We start from the raw sequence: 21,572 nt of genomic DNA, 5'->3' as shown, positions 1-21,572 counted from the left end.
CCCGACAGGTGCCATCGAAACGCGGCGGACCCATTGGAGGAAGGCCGCTTCGCCTCGGTCGGCGCTGCGTGTAGGCGATGCCTCGCCGTTCAGCGATTCCTTGGCCGTTGGCGCCGGCCGGTTCGATGCGCGCGAACGCCGGCCCGCTGACGCGCTATCCCACCTTGTAGTAGACGAACTCGGCGAAGTTGAAGGTGGCATAGGCCTCGGCCCGGAAGAATTGCTGCAGGAACCACGGGTGGAACTGGTCGGCGTTCTTGAAGCACATCAGTCCGCCGTTCGGATCGAAGAACATGAACTCCTTCGGTGCCTTGTACGCCCCGACCATATGGTTCTGTTTCATGGTCTCGGAGCCGAAGCCCATGGTGCAACCGCAGCTCTCATAGGTGTTCCAGAAAATATTCGCGGTGGAGGGAATCAGTTCGTAGCCGGAGACCCTGGCGAGCGCGGTGCTCGCCACATAGGGATCGCCGATGCGTGTGAGGTTCAAGGCGCCGAAGCCGCGGCTGGTGCGGTCGCCGGCGAGGAACCGGTCGAGATAGTCGTGGTCCTTGTTGTGCCGGCCCAGCCGGGTCTGTCGTTGATCGATGTGCTTCATCCTGACGTCGGAGTGGATCAGCCCGACCGTCTCGTTGGTGAGGTAGCCGTGCTTGTGCGAAGACTTCAGCCAGCCGAAGACCAGGGCCTTGCAGACGCCGCCCTGGTTCGACTTGGAGAATGTGGGTTTCTTCCAGTATTGATCGAAGCCGAAATGCTTGGCGTTGTATTGCCGTGCAGTGGACTGCATCAGCTCATAGATGTGCATGGCGAAATACTCGGTGTGCGCGCGAGGCGCGGGGGATTGTCGGTGCGGCCTGCGGGCGGCGTGGCTGCCGCGCCGCCGAGGCGGGGCTAGGGCGGATAGGCCGCGGTCCGGCGCACGTGCCACGCGCTGCACGGGGCCTTCGTCCAGATCGGGCTTTCGATCCGCATGCCAGGCACCCGATTCACCCGCGTCCGCGGCGCGCGCGTCGGCACGGCCGCCGCTTTCACCGGGCAGGCTGCCGGAGGCCAGCGATGCGTCGCGCTGCTTCCCTGTGCCTCCGCCCGGAATGCGTAAGCATAGCGCTCCGGCCGGGAGGGAAGCGGATTAAGCTTGGGCTATCTGCCGGTAATGGAGCCTGACAGGCGAGATCGGTGACGACCCGGCTCGCGGTCGTCGTCGGTGCGCGCCTCGCGCCGATGCGGTCTCAGGCGGCTCCGCTCGGCGCGGTGTCGGCCCGCCTGTCGCGGAGCGGGCGCATGGGCGGCGGCGCGGGCAGCAGCGCGCGGATGTCGGCGAACGGAAAGGCCGGCTCGTGCCGGATCGCTTCGGCAAAGCCGTCATGGCCGCATTGCGCGGCGCGAAACCGCGCCTGCAGCCGGGCCTGCTCGACGAAGCGGTGCGGGTCCTGGCTCGCATGGCAGAGGATCGCGCGCGCCTTCAGGTCGTCGTCGGCGGTGATGTCGACATAATGCGTCGGCTGCTGGCCCACACCCATCGGCGTGTCGAGCCAGGCCAGCGGTGCGCGGAACGAGACCGCCGCGGCCGCCGCCTGCGCCACCGCGCGGTGATCGGCGTGATAGTCGTGCGGACCATGCGACAGCACGAGGTCTGGCGCGACGGCTGCCAGCCGGTCCGCGAGCCGGGCTGCGAAGTCCGGCGCCGCGGCCAGCGCGCCGTCGGGAAAGCCGAGCAGCATCAGCTCGGCGCCGAGCAGCGCGGCGCCGGCGCGCGCCTCGGCGGCACGGCGCCGGGCCAGATCGCGGGGATCGCCCGGGCCGCCCTTGGCGCCGTCGGTGGCGACGACGATCGCGACCTCGGCCCCCATCCGGCGATAGGCCGCGACGATGCCGCCGGCGAAGATCTCCGCGTCGTCGGGATGCGCGGTGACCAGCGCGATGCGCATGTCAGGCCGCCTTAAGGAACTCGAGCACCATCGCGGCGGTCCAGGTGAACGAGGTGCCGCCGCACGGTTCCCCGGTCATCGGATCGTAGTATTCGGCAAAGCCGTGCCGCTCGATCAGGCGCAGGCTGCTCTCGGTGATGCGACGGGCAACCGCCGACTGGCCCTGTGCGGCCAGCCCGTGGGCAACCATGAAGTTCACGATCAGCCACACCGGTCCGCGCCAGTAGCGGCGGGCGTCGAAGCGCGGGTCGGCGGGGTCGTGGCTCGGCACGACATAGGTCGTCGCGCCGGCCAGACGCTGCACCTGGCCGGCTATGGCCTGCGCCCGTGCCGGCGGGATCGGCGCGAATGCCGCGAGGATGCCGGCGACGGACGGGCTGTCGACCCGCTTCGCCGCCGCGCGGTCGTAGCAAAGATACTGGCCGAGACGGTCGTCCCACAGCGTATCGAGCGCGGCAATGCCGCGGGCGACGCGGGCGCGCGAGGCCGCGGCGATGGCGTGCTCGCCGAGCTGTTCGGCCAGGTCGGCCAGGTCGGCGCAGGCGCGAAACAGGATGCCGTTGAAACCCGGATCGACCAGCCGGAACGGCGAGGCGTCGTGCAGCCGGCTGTTGTCCCAGCCGAGCCCGCGGAACAGCTGCACCAGCCAGATGTAGCGCTCATACTGCGCCTGGGTCGGGCGATGCTCGGGATTGGCGTGCTGGGTGTCGCGGCGCACGAAGGGCGCGACGCCGTCGTTCGGCACCCGCTCGAAGGCCTCGTCCCAGTCGATGGAATTGTCGCGGCCGGTCTCCCAGGGATGGATGACGGCGACGAGGCCGGTGCCCTCGGGGTCGCGGCAGCGGAAGAACCACTCGTGCCAGGCGTGGACGCGCGGCAGCAGCGCGCGGGCCTTCGCCTCGGCGAGCGCCCGGTCGCCGGCGCGGGCGAAGAGGCGCGCCACCGCGAAACCCGCGACCGGCGGCTGGGTGATGCCCGAGGTCGGCACCGGCCGGCCGGTGGCCCAGACGTCGGGGCCCGGGAAATAGCCGTCGTCATTCTTGTGGAAGACGATATGGGGAACCATGCCGTCGTCCCACTGATGGGCGAACAGCGTCTCGATCTCGCGCCAGGCGCGGGCCTCGTCGAAATGCGCCTGCCCCAGAGCGGTCAGGCACGAATCCCAGTTCCACTGGAACGGATAGAGGCCGTGGGTCGGCACGGTGTAGTCGCCAAGGTCGTTCTGGCGCAGGATCGCGGCGGCGCGGTCGATCAAGGTCGCAGACATCGGTCACTCCGGAAGGGGGATCAGGAGACGGCAAGAGTCGTTTCGGGGTCGAACCAGCGCACGCGGTCGGCCTGCGGGGCCAACGTCAGCGTGTCGCCGGGCCGGATCGTCAGGTCGCTGTCGAGCACCGCGCGGAACATCCGGCCTTCGACATCGCAGGTGACCAGAAGATGCGCGCCGAGCGGCTCGACGACCTTGGCCACCGCCGCTAGCCCGCTCTCGGCCGGGCGCAGATCCTCGGGACGGACGGCGAAGTTCAGCGGCCGCGACGCCGCGGGGCCGGGCATCCGGCGCCCGGCAACGGTCCAGTTGCCGTCCCCGGCCGGGACGGCGGGCAGGAAGTTCATCGGCGGGTTGCCGATGAAGCCGGCGACGAATTCGGCGGCCGGGTTGCGGTAGACCTCGATCGGCGAGGCCGCCTGCACGACCTTGCCCTGGTGCATCACGCTGATCCGGTCGGCAAGGCTCATCGCCTCGACCTGGTCGTGGGTGACGTAGATCGCGGTGGTCCGGCTTTCCGCCAGCACGCCCTTCAGTTCGGCGCGCATCTCCAGCCGCAGCAGCGCGTCGAGATTCGACAGCGGCTCGTCCATCAGGATCACGTCCGGCTCCATCGCCAGCGCCCGGGCCACGGCGACCCGCTGGCGCTGGCCGCCCGATAACTCGCCCGAATAGCGCTTCAGCAGCTGCTCGATATGCATCAGCGTGGCGGTCCGCTCGACCCGGCGCGTGACCTCGTCGTTCGGCAGCTTGCGCATGCGGAGGCCGAAGCCGATGTTCTCGAACACCGTCAGGTGCGGGAACACCGCATAGTTCTGGAACACCATCGCGATGCCGCGATCCTTCGGCGCCAGGCGGTCGACACGCCGCCCGCCGATCCAGACCTCGCCGGTCGTGGCGGTCTCGAGCCCCGCGACGATCCGCAGCAGCGTGGTCTTGCCGCAGCCCGACGCGCCGAGCAGCACCATGAATTCCCGGTCGGCGATGGTCAGGTCGATGTCCCGCAGCGCCTGGTAGCTGCCGAAGGCCTTGGCGACGTTCTTGATCAGGATTTCAGCCATTGGTCCGGTTTCCTTGCGCACCGCCCTAGCGGTTGGCGATGCCCCACATGGCGAAGAGGTATTTGCGCACGGCGAAGATGAAGATCAGCGCCGGCACGACCAGGATGAAGCCGCCGGCGAACTTCAGATGCAGCGGCGCGGTGTCCAGGTTCTGCAGCAGGAACGCGGTCAGGGTGCGGTTCTCGATGGTCAGGACCGCCGCCGCGAACACCTCGTTCCACGAGATCACGAAGGCGAAGATCGCGGACGCAGTGATGCCGGGAAGGATCAGCGGCAGCACGACCTTGGTGAAGGCGGTCAGCCTTGTGCAGCCCAGGGTCCAGGCGGCCTCTTCCAGTTCCAGCGGAATGCCGGAGAAGAGCGAGAACGTGATCAGCACCGCGAACGGGATCGCCAGCGTCGTGTGCACCAGCGCGAGGCCGAAGACGGTATCGTCCAGCCCGGTGCGGATGAACATCACCGCGAGCGGCAGCGCCAGCAGCGGCAGCGGGAAGGCGCGGGTCAGCAGGATCAGGAGCCGGAACAGCGCCTTGCCGCGGAACTCGAAGCGCGACAGCGCATAGCCGGCGGGCGCTCCGATCAGGATGGACAGGACCATGGTCAGCCCGGCCACCAGCACCGAGTTCTTCAAGGCGCTCAGCATGCCGGCGAAATTGGCGAAGAAGGTCAGCGCGCCGAGGTCGAGTTCGGGGATGAACGGCTTCGGGAAGCTGTTCACCGTTTCCGGCGACGACAGCGTGTTGACGAGGAGCAGGTAGAGCGGGCCCAGCACCCAGGCGCAAAGCAGCACCACAGCGCCGATGTAGACGGCGCGGCCGGCGCGCCTTGCGTCGGGTGCCGCGGCGTCGGTGGCGGCGGTCATATCGTGGCCCCCTTCGGCACGCGCAGGGCGCGCAGAATGACCAGCGTGAAGCCGATCGAGATGGCGAGGACGATCAACGCCATGGCCGCGGCGGCGCCGCCGTTCATGAGATCGAACTGATAGGCGTAGGTTTCGCCCATGAGCACCGGGAACAGGGTGCCGCCGAGCGCCGCGACCACCGCAAACACCTCGAACGCGAGGATCACCCGCAACACCAGCGCGGTCTGCAGCGACGGCCGCAGCAGCGGCAGCGTGATGCGCGTGAAGCGCTTCCACGGCGAGGCGCCGAACACCTCGGCGGCCTCGTAGTACTCCTTCGGGATCAGGCCGATGCCGGCGACCAGGATCACCAGCATGATCGCCGTCGCCCGCCAGATCTCCGCCAGCGCGATGGCGAGGAATACGATGCCCGGGTTCTCGTAGCTGAGGAAGTTCACCGGGCGCTCGACGACGCCGAGCCCGCTCATCATCGAGTTCAGGAAGCCCGACTGCTCGAAGATCGCCAGCCAGATGATGCCGGCGGCAAGGTCGGAGATGCCGAGCGGGATCGTCCAGACGTAGAGGACAAGATCGCGGCGCTTGCCCATCCTGTTGACCATCGTCGCCATCAGCAAAGCCAGGGCGAGCTGGACCGGCACCACGGCGGCGGCCAGCAGCAGCGTGTTCTGGAGCGAGATCGGGAACTTCCAGTAGCCGATCACTTCGCGGAAGTTGTCGAGAGAGAAGCCGGCGTCGGTTTCGAAGGCCTGCCTGGCGACGAGCACGAACGGGTACAGGAAGAACACGCACAGGAACAGCGTGACCGGAAGGATCAGCACATAGGGCAGCAGCCGAGCGTTCATCGGATCGCTCCTTCGCGTGCGCGTGTCGGTACCTGTGGCCGGCAGTCGGGGGTGCCCGGGCGCGCGATGCGGCCCGGGCACCGGGGGGGATGCGTCTGTCGCCCTTACTCGACCGGGCAGGCGCCTTCGGAGGGGGCGTCCGGCGCCCAGCAGGGCGCGCCGGTGGCGTCCATGATCTCGGCGAGCCGGACCTTCTGATCGTCGAGGACGGTACGGATGTCCTGGCCGGCAAGGATGATCCGCTCGAAGGTGTCGACGAAGACGCGGTTGAAGTCGCCGCCCTTGTCGCCGAGGCCGGCCGGCAGGAGGCCTGGGTTGGCATCGGCCGAGGCGCTCATCAGCGCCACCGCGTTGCCTGCCGCCTGCACCGAGGGCGGCAGGTCGGCGGGCAGTTCGACATCGACCACCGGGAAGAAATTGGTGGCACGCAGCGTGGCGACCTGGGTCTCGGGCTGCAGCATGTACGCGACCAGCGCCCTGGCGGCATCCATGTCGGGTGCCGTGCGCGGGATCGCAATGCCGGCCAGGACCGGCATGAAGCCGCGTCCCGTCGGTCCGGCCGGCGCCGGGAACGCCACGAAGTCATCGGGGCGCTCGTTGAACGCCTGCGCCAGACGCGAGGTGTGATCGAACACGATCCAGGCGTCGCCCGACAGGAGCTGTTCCTGCATGAACGAGAAGTTGGTCGAGGCGGGGTTGGTGTGGGACCACAGCTCGCGGAACTTCTCCCAGGCCGTCACCGCCGCGTCGGACGCGAAGGTGCGGACCACGCCGTCGGTGTAGGAGGGATAGAGGTAGCCCTGGAAGAAGCGGTGCTTCAACCCGTCCGGCCCGGCGGGGAAGCCGAACTTGGGCTCGCCGGTCGCCTCGTGGACGTTGGCCGCCCACGCGATCAGCTGGTCGTAGCTCAGTGCGTTGATATCGGCGCCGTCGGGCAGGTACTGCAGCGCTTCCTTGTTGGCGGCCATGATGTAGCTGGCCTGCATCCAGGGGATGTATTGCAGGTTGTCCGTGCCCAGCCGGGCCAGGGTGTTGAACGTTTCGCTGGCCGAGCCGATGCCGAGGTCGTCGAGGTCGACGAGATCGTCGGGGTTCATGGCCGAGAAATCGCCGTGCAGCGCGCCGAGAACGCCGATCGCGCCGGACCCGGCCTCGAGCTCCGCCTGCAGGCGGGTCAACCAGGGCCCGCCGTCGTTGGGCTGGTAGTCCACGGCCTGGCCGAAGCCGGCGAGTACCTGGTCGCGCATCGCCTGGGCTTCCTCCACCGGCTTCGCCTGGGTCGACCAGAACAGCACCTCGGCATGCGCGATCGTCGCCGATGCCAGGATCGCAAGGCTGGAAGCGACTCCCGCGGCTCTCACTTTCACAGACATGTTTTCCTCCGCTTTGAATTCTTCGTGGCAGTTGGCGGGCGTCTCTCCCGCGTGCGTCACAGGAGCACCCGCGCCTATTCGCCCGGGCCGCCGTTGTACGCAGCGGCTGCGCCTTGACGTGCCGAATGGTGGTATAACGTTATATCACCTGTCAATCCGAATTTCCTGCCGGATGTCCGGCCGGCTTCGATCTGGATGGCCAAATCGATTGATCGGACCGCGAGCGAACCCTTATATGGCCTGGCAGGACATGGCGTTGCACAGAGACGATGGAAGACAGGCCGAAACTTGCGACCGTCGCTGAGGCGGCCGGGGTCTCCACCGCCACGGCCAGTCAGGTGCTTCGCGGCACCGGGCGCATCTCGGACGCGACGCGCAGGAAGGTTCTCGCCGCGGCGCAGAAGCTGAACTATGTCCGCGACGCTCGCGCGGCCTCGATGCGCTCGGGCGAGAACCGCGAGATCGGCTTCGCCATCCACCAGATCGCCAACCCGTTCAACGCCGAGGTGATCAGCGGCGTCGCCGATCTGCTCGAGACCGAGGACTATCTGGTCTCGATTCTCGACAGCCGCGACGATGCCGACCGACAGCGCCGAAACCTGGAGGCGTTCATCCGCTCGTCGCGCGGCGGGCTGCTCTGGGTGCCGGCCGAGAACACCGACGACGGGACCTATGACCTGCTGAAGGCCAACGGCATCCCCACCGTGACGTTCCTGCGGCGCTCGGGGCGAGGCCGGTTCGACCATGTCGGTATCGAGAACGCGGCGGCCACTGCCGCCGCCACCGGCTACCTGGCCGATCTCGGCCATCGCCACATCGCGTATTTCGGCGGCACCGCCCGGTTCGGCGTGCGGATCGAACGCTTCGAGGGCTATTGCCGGGTGATGGCCGAACGCGGGCTGGCGCCGCCGATCATGTGGGAATGCGCCGACGACAAGCTGTCCGGCATGTCGGCGGTCGCCGCGTTGCACGCGGCGGAGCCGCAGGTCACCGCGCTGGTCTGCAACGGCGACATGGTGGCGATCGGCGCGTGCTCCGGCATCGTTCGGCTCGGCATGAGCCCCGGAAAGGAAATCTCGGTCATCGGCTTCGACAATGTGCAGGACGCCGCCATCGCCTCGCCGCCGCTGACCACTCTGGCGGTGTCGCCCTATCAGCTGGGGCGCAAGCTGGCGCGGGTCCTGCTCGACAGGATCGACGATCCGCAGCTGCCGAAGGCGGTGTCGCTGGTGCCGGCCGAGCTTGTCGTGCGCGAGACGACGGGGCCGGCAATCGCGGCGGCGCCGGGCTAGAGGCCACCCCGCGACCGGCGAGCCGGCGACCCCCGATCCAAAGCCGGGGAGAGCGCGGCGCGCCTTGACGGTTGCGCGAACCCCGCTGCGGCGTCGGTTGTTGGGCGACCGCGCCCGGCCCCGCTATAGTCCCCCGGCAGCGTCGGATGCCAGGGTCGCGCCGTCGGCCGCTCGACCGGCGCCATCGAGAATGAGGGGAGGAAGCATTGGAAAAGGTCCGTTTCGCCGTGGTCGGCGCCGGGTGGATCTCGCAGGTCGCGTTCATGCCGGGGGTGGCTGGGGCCGGCAACGCGGCGATGACGGCGATCGTCAGCGGCAACGCCGGCAATGCCCGCAAGCTCGCCGACTTCTACGGCATCGACCGCATCTACAGTTACGAACAGTATGACGCGATGCTGGCGGCCGACGTGTGCGACGCTGTCTATGTCGCGCTGCCGAACTCGATGCACGCCGACTACACCATCCGCGCGGCGCGCGCCGGCAAGCACGTGCTGGTCGAGAAGCCGCTGGCGGTCACCGAGGCCGAATGCACGGCGATGATCGCCGCGGCGGCCGAGGCCGGCGTTTGGCTGATGACCGCCTATCGGCTGCACAACGAGCCCGGCACGGTGGAGGTGCTGGAGCGCATCCGCCAGGGTGCCATCGGCACGCCGCGGATGTTCTCGTCGGTGTTCGGCTTCCAGTCGACGCCGGACAATCACCGCCTGCTCGCCGAGCATTGGGGCGGGCCGCTGCAGGACCTCGGCGTCTATTGCGTCAACGCCGCCCGCCACGTGTTCGGCGCCGAGCCGGTGGAGGCGATCGCCATGACCGTGCGCGGCGACGGCGACGACCGCTTCCGCGAGGTGGAAGAGGCGATCGGCGCGACGCTGCGCTTCCCCAACGGCGGCATCGCCCAGTTCATCGCCAGCTTCGGCAGCGCCGGCATCGACCACTATCGCGTGGTCGGCAGCGAGGGCGAGATCTCGATGAACCCCGGCTACCGCTTCGAGACCGCGACGCGGATGCGGCTGACCCGCGGCGCCGAGACCACCGAACGGGTGTTCCCGCAGATCGACCATTTCGGCGCGCAGACCGCCTATTTCGCCGAGTGCATCCGCAACGGCACCCGGCCGGAATCCGACGGCGAGGAGGGGCTGGCCGACATGCGCGCGCTGCTGGCGATCGAGCGCGCGGCGCAGACCGGTACACCGCAGCGGATCGCCTCGCCGGCGCGGGAACGGCACCCGACGCCGGATATGGTGCGGCTGGTGCCGGTGACCGAGCGGCGACTGATGCTGTAGGCCGGGGCTCGGCCCGGCGGCCGATCCGGGTCAGTTCGCGGCGGCGCCCCGGCCGAGGGCGGCGGCCTGTTGCAGCGTGATCGGATGGGCGAGCGGGTCGGCGTGCCGATGCACCAGCCGCCAGCCGTCGGCCTCGCGGCGGTAGACCAGCGTCAGCCGCAGCGCCCAGTCCTGCGCCGGCAGGCCGCCGACCTGCGCGTTGACGCGCTCGATGGTGGCCAGCATCACCATGTCGTCCGACACCACGGTCTGCACGACCTCCTGGGCGAAGGTTCCGTTCTGGAAGAACCGCGCGGTCGCGGCGATCGCCTCGGCCGAGCCGTCGGTGCCCCGGCGCGGCGCGCCGCCGAACGGGTTCATCAGCACGAAGTCGCCGGAATGCGGGATGCGCGCGTAATAGGTTGCGAGGTCGCCCTGCATCAGAGCGGCATTGCCTTCCTCCGACAGTCGGACCAGCTGCGGCAGCGCCTCTGCGCCCGAGGCGGTTGCCGGGGGCAGGTCTGTTCCCTGCGCGCCGGTTGCCGCGGGGATGGCGAAACATGCCGCGCCGGCGAGTGCGGCGCATGCGAAGCGATTCATGGCTGCTGTGTCCTCGTTGCAGGCCGACGGGGTCGTCCGCCGGGCACCGGCTGCTGAGATCGCATTCCCGTTGTGCTGAATCCAGTGATACGATTTCATCGATATGCTGAAGAAAACCGATCTCTCGCGGCGGGACTTGAACCTGCTCGTCCTGTCCGACGCGATGTTCGAGGCGCGCAACGTGCGCCGCGCGGCGGAGCGCCAGCATCCGTCGGCTTCGGCGGTCGGTCACGGGCTCGTGGGGCTGCGCCGCATGCTTGAAGACCCGCTGCTTCTGCGCCCGCCGCGGGGCGTGGAGCCGACGGACCGCGCGATCGAGCTGGCAGCGCCGGTCGCAGACGTGCTGATCCGCGCGCGCAGCCTGATCGGGCGGGGCCTGAACTGGCTCCTGGATCTGCTGACGACACCGCAGGGCCGCCCCCAACTCGTGTGTCGGCTCGCCGCATGACCGCAGCGCGCGCCTGTCGGCGTGCAACGACAGTTCCGGCGGCGGCTGCGACGCGGGCCCGCGGGCGACGGCTCTAGCCGATCTCCTCCCGCGCGAGCGCGGCCAGCCGTTCCGCCGCGTCCCAGGCGTCGACATGGCGGTTGAACAGCGGGGCGAAGCCGAAGCGCATGGTCTCCGGCGGGCGGAAGTCGCCGATGACGCCGGCGGCGATCACGCGCTGCATGATCGCGCCGGCCTTCGGGTGCAGGAAGCAGACCTGGCTGCCGCGCACCGTGGCGTCGCGGGGCACGTCGAGGCGCAGGCCGAGGCCTGCGCCGCTTGCCTCGACCCGGGCGATGAAGGTCGCGGTCAGTGCCATCGACTTGGCGCGTACCCGGTCCATACCGGCCTCCAGCAGCATATCGACGGCGGTGTCGAGCGCTGCCATCGCCAGCACCACCGGCGTGCCGCACTGATAGCGGTCGATGCCCGGCGCCGGCTCGTAGGCGGCGGCGAATTCGAACGGATTGCGGTGGCCGATCCAGCCGGCCAGCGGTTGCTGCGCCTCGCCCTGCAGCCGCTCGGCCACATAGACGAAGGCCGGGCCGCCGGGACCGCCGTTGAGGAACTTGTAGCCGCAGCCGACCGCGAAGTCGGCATGGGAAGCGTCCAGCGCGACCGGCAGGGCGCCGGCGCTGTGCGCCAGGTCCCACAGCGTCAGCGCGCCGGCGGCATGGGCCGCGGCGGTGATCCCGGCCATGTCGGCGATGTGGCCGGTCTTGTAATGGGCGTGGGTCAGCATCACCACGGCGACGTCGTCGTCGATCGCGCCGGCCAGCGCGTCGCGCGGCGCCTCGCGCAGGCGGACGCGATCCTGGCCCAGCAGGCGCGCCACGCCCTGGGCCATGTAGCCGTCGGTCGGGAAGGTCGCGGTTTCGTGCAGGATGGTGCGGCGGTCCGGCCGCATCGCCAGCGCCGCGGTCAGCGCCTTGAAGATGTTGACCGAGGTGGAATCGGCCACCACCACCTGGCCGGGCGCGGCGCCGACCAGCCGGCCGATCTTGTCGCCCAGGCTGCGCGGCAGGCCGACCCAGTCGTTCTTCCACCAGCTCTGGATCAGGTCGGTGCCCCACTCCCGGTCGATCACCTCGATCAGGCGGGCGCGCACGTCCCTGGCCAGCGGGCCCAGCGAGTTGCCGTCAAGGTAGATCACGCCCTCGGGCAGCAGGAAGCGGTCGCGGAACGGTGCCAGCGGGTCGGCGGCGTCGCGCGCCTCGCATTCGGCGCGCGAGGCGGCCGGCGGCATCGGCGTCATCGCTCCGCCCCGGCCCGCAACGCGGAAGCCGCCGCGCGGCGCCGGAGCGACGGCGCCTCAGCTGCTCTCATAGATCGCTTCCAGGTTGCGCAGCGCGCGGGTCAGGCCGAGCAGCGACAGCGGGATGGTGGCGACGCTGCCGTCGGGGCTGACCACCTCGAACTGCCCCTCCAGGCCGCGACGGAAGGCCGACAGCAGGTCCGAGGCCGCCTCCTCGTCCTCCGGCGAGCGGGCGACCTGGCAGTCGACCTGCTGGGCGTAGTTCAGCGGCAGCTCGCTGATCATCTCGTCGTCCACCTTGACCCGCAGCATCGAGCCGTTCGGCGCCGACGGCGGGCACAGGTGGAAGTGCACCACCGGCGGCTCCGAGCCGGGGATGAAGCCGACCGAGACGGAGACCGTCACCGGTTCCGGCAGCGACGGGTCGAGCTGGGTGGCGTCGTTGTAGATCCAGCAGACGCGCTGGTGGGTCTCCGCCATCACGTCGCAGCGCAGGGTCCAGTCGCGATAGCGCCGTTCCTCCTGCGCGGCGGCGTTGCCGGCAAGGACGGCGAGGGTGGCCGCGACCGCCAGGCCGGCGGCGGCCCGATGCAGGATCCCGATGCCGTTCGCCATCAGCAGAACTCCCTGGCCATGGGCGCGCGCCGCGGACCGGCCTACTGGTCGGCCGGTGCCGGCGTGTCTTCGCCGGCAGGCTCGGCCGGCGGCTCGCCGCCGTCGCCATCGCCATCACTGGCGCCGCCTGCCGCGCCGCCGTCGCCGGTGCCGTCGGCGGGCGTCTCGTTCGCCTGGGCGGCCGTGGCGTCCATGGCGCGCTGGTGGATGGTGAGCAGACGCTCATAGGCCGCGGTGAAGCCGAGCAGCGACAGCGGCATGTCGACCTGGCGGTCGCTGTCCTCCAGCTTGAAGCTGACCGTCGCCCGCGAACCGGCGCGGAACTGGGCGATCAGCGCGTCGGCGATCTCGCCGCTGGCGGCCGATCGGCACCAGCCGGTGGTGCAGTCGACGAAGCGGCCGGAGAAGGGCTGCTGGCTGTCGACGCGCAGGCCGAAGCCGGTTGCCGGCTCGGCGGTCTCCGGCACGTCGAGGAACACCACCGGCTGCAGCTGGTCGTTGATGCCGACCATCAGCCGCGTCGCCAGCTCGCCTTCCTCGTTCTCGCCGACCGTGACGGTATAGATGAAGCAGATCACCTCGCCGGTTTCGGTCTCGGTCTCGCAGCGGCCGACCCAGTCGCGGTACTCGTCCTCCTCGGCAACGATCTCGGCCGAAGCGGGCACCGCGGCGAAGCCGAGGACCAGGGCAAGCCATGTCCAGCCGACGCGGCACAGGGCGGGGCTGAGGGCGTCCCTTCGGCGATGCGTCATGTGTCCCCATCCGAATGCTGATCGTCGGCCCGGCCGCCATGGCGGCGTGCGCACGGGCCGACTCGCGCGGCCAGCATATCGCCGCGCCGCCAAGCGGGCCAAAACTTTGCGGGCCCCGTGCCAATTCCGGTTGCGGCCGACCAAACGTTGCACTGCAACACAAACCGGGCTAGACACGCGCCGACCTCTTACCCCCGTTGACTTCTTTGTGGCAAGGACCCTCAGACAATGGCACGCAACAAGATTGCGCTTGTCGGCGCCGGCAACATCGGCGGCACGCTTGCGCTGCTGACCGGCCTGAAGGAACTGGGCGACGTGGCCCTGTTCGACATCGCCGACGGGGTGCCGCAGGGCAAGGCGCTGGACCTCGTCGAGGCCTCGCCGGTCGAGGGCTTCGACGCCCGCTATGTCGGCGGCAGCGACTATGCGGTGATCGCCGGGGCGGACGTGGTCATCGTCACCGCCGGCGTTCCGCGTAAGCCGGGGATGAGCCGCGACGACCTGATCGGCGTCAACACCGGGGTGATGGAGCAGGTCGGCGCTGGCATCCGCCAGCATTGCCCCGACGCGTTCGTCATCTGCATCACCAATCCGCTCGACGCCATGGTCGGCGTGCTGCGCGAGGCGGCGGGCCTGGCGCCGGCCAAGTGCGTCGGCATGGCCGGCGTGCTCGACAGCGCCCGCTTCCGCTATTTCCTGGCCGAGGAATTCGGCGTGTCGGTCGAGGACGTCACCGCCTTCGTGCTCGGCGGCCACGGCGACTCCATGGTGCCGCTGGTGCGCTATTCCACCGTCGCCGGCATCCCGGTGCCGGACCTGGTCGCCATGGGCTGGACCACGCAGGCGAAGATCGACGCCATCGTGCAGCGCACCCGCGACGGCGGGGCGGAAATCGTCGGCCTGCTGAAGACCGGGTCGGCGTTCTATGCGCCGGCCTCGTCCGCCATTGCCATGGCCGAATCCTACCTGCGCGACAAGAAGCGGGTGCTGCCCTGCGCCGCCCATCTTTCCGGCCAGTACGGCGTCAGCGACCTCTATGTCGGCGTGCCGGTGGTGATCGGCGCCGGCGGGGTGGAGAAGGTGATCGAGATCGCGCTGAACGCGTCCGAGAAGGCGGCTTTCGAGGCCTCCGTCGCCGCGGTCCGCGGCCTGGTCGACGCGACCGAGAAGATGCGCGCGGCCAAGACGTGAGGCCGGGCCCGGCCGTGTCGGTGCCGGCGTCGCAATTGATTCACCGGTTCGTGGAACACTTCGGGTCCGTCCCGCAACGCGCAGGATCGCCACATGAATATCCATGAATACCAGGCAAAGGAACTGTTGCGCCGGTTCGGCGTGGCGACGCCCAGCGGCGGCGTGGCCTACACCCCCGACGAGGCGGTCAAGGTGGCCGAGGGCCTCGGCGGGCCGGTGTGGGTGGTCAAGTCGCAGATCCACGCCGGCGGCCGCGGCGCCGGCCGGTTCAAGAACGACCCCGACGGCAAGGGCGGCGTCCGCGTGGTCAAGTCGATCGACGACGTGCGCGCCAACGCCCAGGCGATGCTGGGCCAGGTGCTGGTCACCAAGCAGACCGGCCCGGCGGGCAAGGAGGTCAAGCGCATCTATGTCGAGGGCGGGTGCGACATCGCCCGCGAGCTCTATCTCAGCCTGCTGATCGACCGCGCCAGCAGCCGGGTGACGGTGATCGCGTCGGCCGAGGGCGGCATGGACATCGAGGAGGTCGCGGCGACGCGGCCGGAGGCGATCACCAAGGTTGCCATCGACCCCGCCGTCGGCATGCAGCCGTTCCATGCGCGCCGCGTGGCGTTCGGGCTGGGGCTGAAGGGCGGCGAGGTCAAGTCCGCCACCAAGTTCCTGATCGCGATGTACAAGGCCTTCACCGACCTCGACGCCAGCCTGGTCGAGGTCAACCCGCTGGTGGTGACCGGCGCCGGCGAGGTGCTGGCGCTCGATGCCAAGATGAACTTCGACGACAACGCGCTGTTCCGCCATCCGGACGTGGCCGACCTGCGCGACGAGGACGAGGAGGACCCGACCGAGGTCGAGGCCGCCCGCCACGAGCTGAACTACGTCAAGCTGGACGGCAACATCGGCTGCATGGTCAACGGCGCCGGCCTCGCCATGGCGACGATGGACATCATCAAGCTGCACGGCGGCGAGCCGGCCAACTTCCTGGACGTCGGCGGCGGCGCGACCAAGGAGCGGGTGACGACCGCGTTCAAGATCATCCTGTCCGATCCGAACGTCGAAGCGATCCTGGTCAACATCTTCGGCGGCATCATGCGCTGCGACGTCATCGCCGAAGGCATCGTCGCGGCGGCGCGCGAGATCAGTCTGAACGTGCCGCTGGTGGTGCGGCTGGAGGGCACCAACGTGGAGCTGGGCAAGAAGATCCTGGCGGAATCCGGCCTGCCGATCCTGGCCGGCGACGACCTTGCCGACGGCGCCCGCAAGGCGGTCGCCGCGGTCAAGAACGCAGCCTGAGGAGCGGCAGGATGGCGGTACTGGTCAACAAGGACACCAAGGTCATCTGCCAGGGCTTCACCGGCAGCCAGGGCACCTTCCATTCCGAGCAGGCGATCGCCTACGGCACCCGCATGGTCGGCGGCGTCACGCCGGGCAAGGGCGGCGAGACCCACCTCGACCTGCCGGTGTTCGACACCGTGCACCAGGCCGTGGCCGCCACCGGCGCCGACGCCAGCGCGATCTATGTGCCGCCGCCGTACGCGGCCGACGCGATCCTGGAGGCGATCGACGCCGCGGTGCCGCTTGTGGTGTGCATCACCGAGGGCATTCCGGTGCTGGACATGGTGCGGGTCAAAAGGGCGTTGATGGGCTCGAAAACGCGCCTGATCGGCCCTAACTGTCCCGGTGTGATCACGCCGGAGGCCTGCAAGATCGGCATCATGCCCGGACACATCCACCGCAAGGGCCGGGTCGGCATCGTGTCGCGCTCGGGCACGCTGACCTATGAGGCGGTGGCGCAGACCACCGCGGCCGGGCTCGGCCAGTCGACCTGCATCGGCATCGGCGGCGACCCGGTCAACGGCACGAACTTCATCGACTGCCTGGAGTTGTTCCTGGGCGACCCGGAGACCGAGGCGATCATCATGATCGGCGAGATCGGCGGCTCGGCCGAGGAGGAGGCGTGCGACTTCCTTAAGAAATCCGCGGTAAAGAAGCCGGTCGCCGGCTTCATCGCCGGGGTGACCGCACCGCCGGGGCGGCGCATGGGCCACGCCGGCGCGATCATTTCGGGCGGTACCGGCGGCGCGCCGGGCAAGCTCGAGGCGATGCGCGGCGCCGGCGTCGTGGTGGCGGATTCGCCGGCCGGGCTGGGCGAGGCGATAGTGAAGGCGATGGGGCGCTAGCCGGACCGACAGACCGGCGCCGATTTGCCCCGAGCGGAGACGAGACGATGGATACGACGTCGTTCCTGAACGGGCAGAACGCGACCTATATCGCGCAGCTCTACGAGCGTTTCATCCGCGAACCGGGCAGCGTGGACCCGGAGTGGCGTCAGTTCTTCGGCGGTCTCAACGACGACGAGGCGGCGCTGCTGGGCGAGCTGCACGGCGCCAGCTGGGCGCCGAAGGACGCCGCGGTGATCGGCGTTGCGCTGAACGGCGGCGCCAACGGCGCGGCCCCGGCGGCCGCAACCAACGGCGGGCTGGCGGCCGGTTATCCGGCGCCGGCGATGCCGGCCGAGCAGATCCGCCGCGCCACGCTCGACGCCATCCGCGCGCTGATGCTGATCCGCGCCTATCGCGTGCGCGGGCATCTGGAGGCCAAGCTCGATCCGCTGGACTGAGCAAGCCCGAGCCGCACCCGGAGCTCGATCCGCGCACCTACGGCTTCGGCGACGCCGACATGGACCGGCCGATCTTCATCAACTACGTGCTCGGGCTGGAGACGGCGACGCTGCGCCAGATCATGTCGGTGGTCACCCAGACCTACTGCGGCAAGATCGGCGTCGAGTTCATGCACATCCAGGACCCGGACGAGAAGGCCTGGATCCAGGAGCGCATCGAGGGCGCGCGCAACCAGACCGATTTCACCGAGAGGGGCAAGAAGGCGATCCTCGACCGGCTGACCGCCGCCGAGGTGTTCGAGACCTTCCTCGACAAGAAATACACCGGCACCAAGCGTTTCGGCCTGGACGGCGCGGAATCGCTGATCCCGGCGCTGGAGCAGATCATCAAGCGCGGCGGCCAGCTCGGCGTGCGCGAGATCGTGCTGGGCATGGCCCACCGCGGCCGGCTGAATGTGCTGGCCAATGTGATGGGCAAGCCCTATCGGGCGATCTTCTCCGAATTCCAGGGTAGCCCGGCGACGCCGGACGACGTCCAGGGCTCCGGCGATGTCAAATACCACCTCGGCACCTCGTCGGACCGCGAGTTCGACGGCAATATCGTCCACCTGTCGCTGACCGCCAATCCGTCGCATCTGGAGGCGGTGAACACGGTCGTGCTGGGCAAGTGCCGCGCCAAGCAGCGCCAGCGCAACGACACCGAGCGCGACCAGGTGATGCCGCTGCTGCTGCACGGCGACGCCGCCTTCGCCGGCCAGGGCCTGGTGGCGGAGACGCTCGACATGTCGGGGCTGAAGGGCTACCGCGTCGGCGGCTGCATCCACGTCATCATCAACAACCAGATCGGCTTCACCACCTCGCCGACCTACAGCCGCACAGGGCCCTATTGCTCGGAGGTGGCCAAGATCGTCCAGGCGCCGATCTTCCACGTCAACGGCGACGACCCGGAAGCGGTGGTGCACGTCGCGCGCATCGCCATGGAATTCCGCCAGAAGTTCAAGCGGGACGTGGTGATCGACATGTTCTGCTATCGCCGCCACGGCCACAACGAGGGCGACGAGCCGTCCTTCACCCAGCCGCTGATGTATGCGGCGATCCGCAACCATCCGACCACCCGCAGCATCTATGCCGAGCAGCTGACCAAGAGCGGCGTGGTCGAGCCGGGCTTCGCCGACGGCAACGTGCAGCAGTGGATCGACCGGCTGGAGCAGGATTTCGACGGCGCCGGCAGCTACAAGCCGAACAAGACCGACTGGCTGGAGGGCCGCTGGTCGGGCATGGCAGTGGCCAGCGGCGAGGCGCGGCGCGGGGTGACCGCGGTCGGCACCGAGGTGCTGCGCCAGGTCGGCTTCCAGATGACCGAGATCCCCAGCCACATCAACGTCCATCCGAAGCTGCAGCGCGTGCTGAAGAACCGCCGCGAGGCGATCGAGCAGGGCAGCGGCATCGACTGGGCGACGGCTGAGCATCTCGCCTACGGCACCCTGCTGATCGAGGGCGTGCCGGTGCGGCTGTCCGGCCAGGACAGCGGCCGCGGTACCTTCAGCCAGCGCCATGCGGTGATCGTCGACCAGGAGAACGAGGACCGCTTCGTGCCGCTGAACAGCCTCAGCTTCGGCCAGGCGCCGTTCGAGGTGATCGACAGCCCGCTGTCGGAGGCGGGCGTGCTGGGCTTCGAATACGGCTATTCGCTGGCCGAGCCGCACTGCCTGGTGATCTGGGAGGCGCAGTTCGGCGATTTCGCCAACGGCGCCCAGGTGATCATCGACCAGTTCATCAGCTCCGGCGAATCCAAGTGGCAGCGCATGTGCGGCCTGGTGATGCTGCTGCCGCACGGGTTCGAGGGGCAGGGCCCGGAACACAGTTCCGCCCGGCTGGAGCGCTATCTGCAGCTGTGCGGCGACGACAACATGCAGGTTGTCAACTGCACCACGCCGGGGAACTACTTCCACGTGCTGCGGCGCCAGATCCATCGCGACTTCCGCAAGCCGCTGATTGTGATGACGCCGAAGTCGCTGCTGCGCCACAAGCGCTGCATATCCGACCTCGCGGAGATGGCCGATGGCTCGACCTTCCATCGCGTCCTCTACGAGAACGACCCGCCGTACAAGCCGAAGGACGTGAAGCGGGTCGTGCTGTGCTCGGGCAAGGTCTACTACGACCTGTTGGAAGAGCGCGAAAAGCGCGGGGGCAAGGAGGTGGCGCTGCTCAGGCTGGAGCAGCTCTATCCCTTCCCCGACGGCCCGCTGAAGGAGGAACTGTCCAAATACCCGAAGGCCGAGGTGGTCTGGTGCCAGGAGGAACCCAAGAACATGGGCGCCTGGACCTTCGCCGACCCCCTGCTGGAGGACCTGCTGACCGAGCTCGGCGGCAAGTCGAAGCGGGCACGCTATGTCGGCCGCAAGGCCACGGCGTCGCCGGCGACCGGCCTGCTGTCGCGCCACGTCAAGGAACAGAACGCGCTGGTCGACGAAGCGCTCACCCTCTGACTTGCCAGCCAGGCGAGCCGATCATGACTGAGGTCATTGCATGACGACGGAAATCACGGTGCCCACGCTGGGCGAATCGGTGGTCGAGGCGACGGTCGCCAAGTGGCTGAAAGCCGTTGGCGACAGCGTCGAGACCGACGAGGCGCTGGTGGAACTGGAGACCGAGAAAGTGACCGTGGAGGTCAACGCCCCCCATGCCGGGGTGCTGGCCGACATCGCGGTTGGCGAGGGCGAGGACGTCGCCGTCGGCGCGCTGCTGGGCCACCTCGACGAGCAGGGCGCCAAGGGCGCGGCCGCGCCGAAGCCGGCCGCCAAGGCGGCGCCGGCCAAGGGCAACGGTGCCGCCAAGGGCGACGACGACACCGTCGACATCGTCGTGCCCACGCTGGGCGAGTCCGTCACCGAAGCCACGGTCGCGAAGTGGTTCAAGGGCGTCGGCGAGGCGGTCGAGGCCGACGAGGCCATCGTCGAGTTGGAGACCGAGAAGGTGACGGTCGAGGTGAACGCGCCGGCGGCCGGCGTGATCGCCGCGGTGGCGGCGAAGGAGGGCAGCGACGTCGCGGTCGGCGGCCTCCTGGGCAAGCTGCAGGTCGGCGCGGGCGCCGCGCCCAAGGCACAGCAGGCGGCGAAGCCGGCCGCCGCGCCGAAGGCGGAGCAGGCTGCCAAGCCGGCCGCGAAGGAAGCGGCGCCGGCGCCGGCCGCCAAGGCCGACTCCGCTGCGGCGATGGCGGCGAAGGCCAACATGGCGCACCCGCTGGCCCCTGCCGTGCGCAAGCTGGTCGACGAGCACAATCTCGACCCTGCCGCGATCCCGGCCACCGGCAAGGACGGCCGGCTGACCAAGGCCGATGTGCAGGACTATCTGGAGGCGCGCCGCGCCCGGCCGGCCCCGGCCCCGGCAGCCGCCCAGCCGGTCGCGGCCGCACCGCTGCCGCCGCGTGAGGAGCGCGCCGACGAGCAGCGGGTGCGGATGACACGCCTGCGCCAGCGCATCGCCCAGCGCCTGAAGGAGGCGCAGAACACGGCGGCGATGCTGACCACCTTCAACGAGGTCGACATGACCGCGGTGATGGCGCTGCGCAACCAGTACAAGGACGCGTTCGAGAAGAAGCACGGCGTGCGGCTCGGCTTCATGTCGTTCTTCGTCAAGGGGGCGATCGAGGCGCTGAAGGAGCTGCCGGCGGTCAACGCCGAGATCTACGGCGACGAGCTGATCTACAAGAACTACTACGACATCGGCGTCGCGGTCGGCACGCCGCAGGGTCTGGTGGTGCCGGTGCTGCGCGGCGCCGACTCGATGAGCTTCGCCGAGATCGAGGGCGCGATCGTCGACATGGCGGTGCGGGCGCGCGACGGCAAGCTGTCGATGGCCGAGCTGACCGGTGGCACCTTCACCATCACCAACGGCGGCGTCTACGGCTCGCTCCTGTCGACCCCGATCATCAACCCGCCGCAGTCGGGCATCCTCGGCATGCACAAGATCCAGCAGCGACCGATGGAAGTCGGCGGCAAGATCGAGCTGCGGCCGATGATGTATGTCGCGCTGAGCTACGACCACCGCATCATCGACGGCCGCGAGGCGGTGACCTTCCTGGTGCGCATCAAGGAAGCGATCGAGGATCCGGCGCGGCTGCTGGTCGGCGTTTAGCCGGGCATCGAATTGCCCCATTCGTCGTGCC

At 69.3% G+C, this 21,572-nt stretch carries 17 protein-coding genes and 2 pseudogenes; 8 read left to right on the top strand and 11 right to left on the bottom strand.

Annotated features, from left to right (window positions below; genetic code table 11):
• Nucleotides 1–154: 154 nt before the first annotated feature.
• From R3F55_18425 to R3F55_18395, 7 genes are all read right to left on the bottom strand, one after another.
• Nucleotides 155–805: a YopT-type cysteine protease domain-containing protein gene (locus R3F55_18425; protein MEZ5669368.1), complete on the bottom strand. Its 651-nt coding sequence runs from the start codon at nt 803–805 to the stop codon at nt 155–157.
• Between the two features lie 424 nt (nt 806–1,229).
• Complete coding sequence (locus R3F55_18420; protein ID MEZ5669367.1) at nt 1,230–1,928, bottom strand: PIG-L family deacetylase; 699 nt, start codon at nt 1,926–1,928, stop codon at nt 1,230–1,232.
• Nucleotide 1,929: 1 nt separating this feature from the next.
• A complete protein-coding gene (locus tag R3F55_18415; GenBank protein ID MEZ5669366.1) occupies nt 1,930–3,195 on the bottom strand; it encodes a trehalase family glycosidase in 1,266 nt (421 codons plus the stop codon).
• Nucleotides 3,196–3,215: 20 nt separating this feature from the next.
• A complete protein-coding gene (locus R3F55_18410; protein MEZ5669365.1) occupies nt 3,216–4,256 on the bottom strand; it encodes an ABC transporter ATP-binding protein in 1,041 nt (346 codons plus the stop codon).
• Nucleotides 4,257–4,281: 25 nt separating this feature from the next.
• Nucleotides 4,282–5,118 (bottom strand): carbohydrate ABC transporter permease, encoded by an 837-nt coding sequence (locus tag R3F55_18405; protein MEZ5669364.1) that lies wholly within the window; start codon nt 5,116–5,118, stop codon nt 4,282–4,284.
• Complete coding sequence (locus R3F55_18400; GenBank protein MEZ5669363.1) at nt 5,115–5,960, bottom strand: sugar ABC transporter permease; 846 nt, start codon at nt 5,958–5,960, stop codon at nt 5,115–5,117. Before R3F55_18400 ends, R3F55_18405 begins: the two co-directional genes overlap by 4 nt.
• A 104-nt stretch (nt 5,961–6,064) precedes the next feature.
• Nucleotides 6,065–7,333 (bottom strand): ABC transporter substrate-binding protein, encoded by a 1,269-nt coding sequence (locus R3F55_18395; protein ID MEZ5669362.1) that lies wholly within the window; start codon nt 7,331–7,333, stop codon nt 6,065–6,067.
• 269 nt (nt 7,334–7,602) lie between these two features.
• On the opposite strand from R3F55_18395, the gene R3F55_18390 reads away from it, so the two are divergent.
• Nucleotides 7,603–8,625: a substrate-binding domain-containing protein gene (locus tag R3F55_18390; protein MEZ5669361.1), complete on the top strand. Its 1,023-nt coding sequence runs from the start codon at nt 7,603–7,605 to the stop codon at nt 8,623–8,625.
• A 206-nt stretch (nt 8,626–8,831) separates the two neighbouring features.
• Complete coding sequence (locus R3F55_18385) at nt 8,832–9,908, top strand: Gfo/Idh/MocA family oxidoreductase (GenBank protein ID MEZ5669360.1); 1,077 nt, start codon at nt 8,832–8,834, stop codon at nt 9,906–9,908.
• 30 nt (nt 9,909–9,938) lie between these two features.
• On the opposite strand, the gene R3F55_18380 is transcribed toward R3F55_18385, so the two are convergent.
• Nucleotides 9,939–10,487, bottom strand: coding sequence for a nuclear transport factor 2 family protein (locus R3F55_18380; protein MEZ5669359.1), 549 nt, complete (start codon nt 10,485–10,487; stop codon nt 9,939–9,941).
• 103 nt (nt 10,488–10,590) lie between these two features.
• Here R3F55_18380 and R3F55_18375 point away from each other — a divergent pair.
• A pseudogene (locus tag R3F55_18375) lies at nt 10,591–10,854 on the top strand (LysR family transcriptional regulator).
• A gap of 154 nt (nt 10,855–11,008) precedes the next feature.
• Here the strand turns inward: R3F55_18375 and kynU are convergent.
• The 3 genes from kynU to R3F55_18360 form a co-directional block, all read right to left on the bottom strand.
• The gene (gene kynU / locus R3F55_18370; protein ID MEZ5669358.1) at nt 11,009–12,220 is read right to left on the bottom strand and encodes a kynureninase; all 1,212 of its coding nucleotides are present in this window, start codon (nt 12,218–12,220) and stop codon (nt 11,009–11,011) included.
• Nucleotides 12,221–12,286: 66 nt separating this feature from the next.
• Entirely contained in the window at nt 12,287–12,844 is a 558-nt protein-coding gene (locus R3F55_18365) for an invasion associated locus B family protein (protein MEZ5669357.1), read from the bottom strand.
• Between the two features lie 41 nt (nt 12,845–12,885).
• On the bottom strand, nt 12,886–13,596 hold the full coding sequence (locus tag R3F55_18360; GenBank protein ID MEZ5669356.1) for an invasion associated locus B family protein: 711 nt from the start codon (nt 13,594–13,596) through the stop codon (nt 12,886–12,888).
• 228 nt (nt 13,597–13,824) lie between these two features.
• Here R3F55_18360 and mdh point away from each other — a divergent pair, with 228 nt between their 5' ends.
• The 5 genes and pseudogenes from mdh to odhB all read left to right on the top strand — a co-directional run bounded on the left by mdh (nt 13,825) and on the right by odhB (nt 21,541).
• Entirely contained in the window at nt 13,825–14,787 is a 963-nt protein-coding gene (gene mdh / locus R3F55_18355; GenBank protein ID MEZ5669355.1) for a malate dehydrogenase, read from the top strand.
• 93 nt (nt 14,788–14,880) lie between these two features.
• The gene (sucC, locus tag R3F55_18350; protein ID MEZ5669354.1) at nt 14,881–16,077 is read left to right on the top strand and encodes an ADP-forming succinate--CoA ligase subunit beta; all 1,197 of its coding nucleotides are present in this window, start codon (nt 14,881–14,883) and stop codon (nt 16,075–16,077) included.
• Nucleotides 16,078–16,088: 11 nt separating this feature from the next.
• Nucleotides 16,089–16,964, top strand: a complete 876-nt coding sequence (gene sucD, locus R3F55_18345) for a succinate--CoA ligase subunit alpha (GenBank protein MEZ5669353.1) — start codon at nt 16,089–16,091, stop codon at nt 16,962–16,964.
• Nucleotides 16,965–17,011: 47 nt separating this feature from the next.
• Nucleotides 17,012–19,893 (top strand): annotated as a pseudogene (locus R3F55_18340) (2-oxoglutarate dehydrogenase E1 component).
• Between the two features lie 40 nt (nt 19,894–19,933).
• The gene (odhB, locus tag R3F55_18335) at nt 19,934–21,541 is read left to right on the top strand and encodes a 2-oxoglutarate dehydrogenase complex dihydrolipoyllysine-residue succinyltransferase (protein ID MEZ5669352.1); all 1,608 of its coding nucleotides are present in this window, start codon (nt 19,934–19,936) and stop codon (nt 21,539–21,541) included.
• Nucleotides 21,542–21,572 lie beyond the last annotated feature (31 nt).

It is taken from the genome of Alphaproteobacteria bacterium, assembly GCA_041396705.1.
Classification (GTDB): domain Bacteria; phylum Pseudomonadota; class Alphaproteobacteria; order CALKHQ01; family CALKHQ01; genus CALKHQ01.
This window is presented reverse-complemented; position numbering and strand designations above follow the sequence as displayed.